The 621-nt window shown below is 43.6% G+C and carries 1 protein-coding gene; it reads left to right on the forward strand.

Annotation, left to right across the window (positions count from 1 at the left end; all coding sequences use genetic code 11):
- Positions 1-300: 300 nt before the first annotated feature.
- Positions 301-621 (forward strand): DUF3102 domain-containing protein (locus ACIFQM_RS11040; protein WP_430065449.1); only part of this gene is annotated, 321 nt, incomplete at its 3' end.

Here is a 621-nt window from a genome sequence, read left to right on the forward strand (position 1 = left end):
CAACTTGCGATATTTGATGCGGAGCCTGACGTGTTAGTTACCGGTTAGATTCATCCATGTCCGCGAATACCGACATGGTGATCACCGACACGGCTACGGAAGACACTAACTAGAACCAGTCTTTTAACAAGAGCCATTAAGAACTAGATAAAACATTACGCGTCGTCATTCGCATTGCTCATTCCTAGCGACGTATCAGACCTTATTAATATCTATACGCGTATGAAAATAAGTCGGAGACGACAGTCGACGGCGAGGATGAGTGAAGTGAATCGCGAGCATAGAGAGGAGGTTTTGATTTTGGCTGAGACTACGGAACTGACAAAAGACTTACCCACATTAACCGTAGAGATCAAGATATTGGAAGATTCTCTAAAACAAGAACTATCTCGTTACGTGTGGGAGATAGGAAAAAGACTGAATGAGGCAAAGAATATTCTGCGACATGGAACGTTCACGTCCTGGGTTGAGGAGAATTTTGAGTTTACGACGCAATATGCAAGGCGTTTTATGGCCTTCTATAGCGATAATCCGAAAGGAAACCCGGGTTTCGTTTTACCAAGTCTTAAGCATTTTTTTGAACTAATCCAACTACCGTCCGACATCGACCGCGCATCTTTC

This window comes from Paenibacillus sp. NRS-1782, assembly GCF_050467685.1.
Classification (GTDB): Bacteria; Bacillota; Bacilli; order Paenibacillales; family Paenibacillaceae; genus Paenibacillus; species Paenibacillus terrae_A.